The sequence below is a fragment of the Aquiflexum sp. genome, from assembly GCF_977115555.1.
The window spans coordinates 1-3,414 of the sequence record NZ_CDSBKL010000423.1; the positions used below are offsets into that span (position 1 = coordinate 1).

Here is a 3,414-nt window from a genome sequence, read left to right on the forward strand (position 1 = left end):
CTCGACTCTCGTTTCTCGCTTCTTTTTTCCAACAAAGAGATTCTTCACCTCCGCAAGCTCCGGTTCAGCATGCCGGCTCCGTTAATTCAGCATTATGAATTCAGAATTCAGCATTAATTTTTTCTCTCGTTTCCAGTAATTCATCATTCAGAATTATTCATTCATCATTTCTTTGCGATTGGGGCGCTGATACAACTCTCCGGTATCCCAAAAGCATCTGTCAAAGCCAGGGCATTTTTCCTCACTTCCCAACAAAGTTGGTTGACTTCCTTGCGGATGGCTTTAGATTTTACACCTTCCATATAGCCTTGCTCGAGGTACCATGCACTGTTTTTCTCGATGGTGTGGAGGGCATAAAGTTGACAGAGTTGGGCCATGGCCATTTGGCAGCTTTCGTCCTCGGTCTCATTGACCTGCTTTTGGAACTGCTCCAAAATGATCCTTTCGATATAAGCCTGTGCGACATTGACGAGGTGATGTTGGGCCACATTGAAGGCATCAAAAGAATCCATGCCCTGCTCGATGTGCCGTTTGAGCCTTTGGGCGGCACTGCTGAGGATGGAATTTTCCCGATACCGGAAGGCGTTGAGGTGGAATTCAAAATCCAAGAGGTGTTCCGTGGCGGTACTCCGGACAATGATGGGGTTTTTCTCAGTAAAAGAAGTCCGTGCTTGGGTTACTACAAAATTGAAAATGGTGGAGATGTTCATGTCACCAAATTCCCTCCTGAATTCCGTCAACCTGTTTTTGGCTACCAATTGCATCAGAACGGTGTTGTCGCCCTCGAAGGTGGTGTATACATCTGTGTCATTTTTCAGTGCATCGATCCGGTTTTCGGACAGGTACCCTTTGCCCCCGCATGCTTCCCTGCATTCCTGCAAAGTGGCCGTGGCAAACCAGGTCGCATAGGATTTCAGTCCAGCTGCCAAAGCTTCGATTTCCATAGCTTCTGCTTCGGTCTTGTCCAAAAACCGTTGGGTAAGGTATTTCAATGCGAAATGGATCGCATAAGATTCCGCCAATGGCGGCATCAGTCTCCTTTGGTGCATGCGGTAGTTGAGGATTGGGATTTCTTCCCCACCTTCAGGACCGAATTGCTTTCTGTTTTCCCCATGTCGGATGGCTATGGTCAAGCCGGTTTTGGTGGCGGAGATGGCCGATCTCGGGATCCCGATCCTGCCGCCGACAAGTGTGCCTAACATGGTAAAGAAACGGCGGTTGTCTGAACTGATTGTGCTTTCAAATTCCCCATCTTCACTGACAGACGCAAATTTGTCAAGCATGTTTTCTTTAGGGATGACAACTTGGTCAAAATAAATCACGCCATTGTCTACTCCGTTGAGTCCCATCTTTCTGCCACAGTCCTCTATGCGGACTCCTTGAATCATCTTGCCATCCGCAGTACGAAGTGGAACGACGAAGGCATTGACCCCATAATCTTCTCCATCGATGATCAGCTTCGCAAAAACAGTCGCCATCTGTCCGTGGAGGGCGGCATTGCCGATGTATTCCTTTCTGGCATCGGGGTTAGGTGTGTGGATGGTGAAGGTTTTTTGCTGATGGTCGTAAGTGGCGGTGGTCTCCAAGCCCCTGACATTGGAACCATGACCTGTTTCTGTCATGGCAAAGCATCCCGGAAGCTTCAGGCTACCGATGTCTTTGAGGTATTTTTTATGGTGTTTTTCTGTTCCCAAAAAGTAAACACTCATGCCCCAAAGCCCAAACTGCACCCCAAACTTGATCACCATGCTGAGGTCATGGTAGCTTAAGGTTTCCATGATGGTGAAATAGCCTTCCATGTCGTTTTTTCCTCCGGCATAGTCAGGAAATGCCCATGCGCCAAACCCCTCCTCCGCGAGTTCCTGACACCATTTCAATACCTGCTCTCGTTGGTCGGTGAGAGAATCATATTCCCTGTAGGCAAAAGATGGTCGGGATATCACTTCCTTTACTTTTTTAATCAGCCCTGCCTGATTTCCATCCAGCAAGGCTGCCATCTTTTGCACATTGAAATTACTTTCTTTCTTGTATTCCGTCGAGATCGTCTCGTGGCTGGATTTGAAACTATATCCGGCTTCTTTGCTCAGGATACCAAGTGCAAACTCGGTTTGCTGGAAGTCAGCCTTCAAGCTTTCCTCAAAAGTCAATTCAGAATCTCCTGCATGATGTTTTGCTAGGGATTTTCCTATTTCAAAAAGGTCTGTCAATCCCTCCGGTTCCAGTTTTTGGATGATGGCTTTCCAAGATTTAAGCTCTTTGGGTTTTGGAGGTTTTGATGGATTAAGGTGGGATTGCAGCCAGTTTTTTTCTTCTTCAGTTAGCCAAGGCTGCTTGTTTATGAGTACTGTCATTTCTTTGACTTCCGTGGGCGTAAGCTCACTGTCTGCCCAAAGGCTATAATACAATGGAAGAAAAATGTAAAGTTTCGGGTTTTTGTTAAGTCTTTCAGATCGGAGCATGTCAATATGTTTGGTCCACACTTTCAATTTAACGATCCTTTTTTGAATAATGGTTAAAGGTTAATTGGTTATTGGTTATTAGGTCCCGAGCTATCGGGATGGTTATTTGTTTAACTGATACCACCTCTCAACAATTAATGGTTATTTGGTTAATTGGCTATTTGTTTAACTGACACCACCTCTTACCATCACTTCTTACTTCATACTTGGTACTTGGTACTTCGTACTTCGTTCTTTTTCCCTATTTTAGAACCATGAAAAAAATTCAGGATCAGGAAGTCCGTTGGGGTGTATTGGGTGTCGGCAATGTCTGCGAAGTCAAATCTGCTCCAGCTATGAAACATATCCCACATAGCAAATTGGTAGCCGTCATGCGCCGGGATGAAGCCAAAGTCAAAGACTATGCACTGCGCCATGATGTCCCCAAGTGGTATACATCCGCTGAGGAATTGGTCCACGACCCGGAGGTCAATGCAATCTATATAGCCACTCCTCCTCACATGCACCTGCCGCTGACAAGGTTGGTGGCTGCTGCCGGTAAACCTGTTTATGTCGAAAAGCCCATGGCGAGGACATATTCCGAATGCAAGGAAATGATCGCCATTTGTGAGGAAGCAGGGGTTCCTCTTTATGTGGCTTATTACAGAAGGGCATTGCCACATTTTTTGAAAATCAAGGAGCTCATGGAATCGGGTGCTATCGGAGAGATCAGAACTGTCCACATCAACCTGAAGCAGGTACTCAAACCTGATGTGGTCGTACACCTGGAAAACAACTGGAGAATCAATCCGGAAATTGCCGGTGGTGGATACTTCTTTGACCTTGCTTCCCACCAGTTGGATTTGTTGGATTTCTTTTTTGGACCAGTTACCAAAGCCAATGGATTTTCTTCCAATCAGGCCAAGGCTTACCATGCGGAAGATATTGTGACAGGAAGTTTTATGTTTGTGAATGG

The 3,414-nt window shown here is 46.1% G+C and carries 2 protein-coding genes; one reads left to right on the plus strand and one right to left on the minus strand.

What is annotated here, in order from left to right; genetic code table 11:
* Positions 1–164 precede the first annotated feature (164 nt).
* Complete coding sequence (locus ACZFYI_RS17720; protein ID WP_462525456.1) at positions 165–2,459, minus strand: acyl-CoA dehydrogenase family protein; 2,295 nt, start codon at positions 2,457–2,459, stop codon at positions 165–167.
* A gap of 254 nt (positions 2,460–2,713) precedes the next feature.
* Between ACZFYI_RS17720 and ACZFYI_RS17725 the strand changes: the two genes are divergently transcribed.
* A partial coding sequence (locus tag ACZFYI_RS17725) for a Gfo/Idh/MocA family protein (RefSeq protein ID WP_462525457.1) occupies positions 2,714–3,414 on the plus strand: 701 nt, incomplete at its 3' end.

Coding starts and splice junctions, on each gene's coding strand:
- ACZFYI_RS17720 (WP_462525456.1), bottom strand. CDS start 2,459: ATGCTCCGATCTGAAAGACTTAACAAAAACCCGAAACTTTACATTTTT.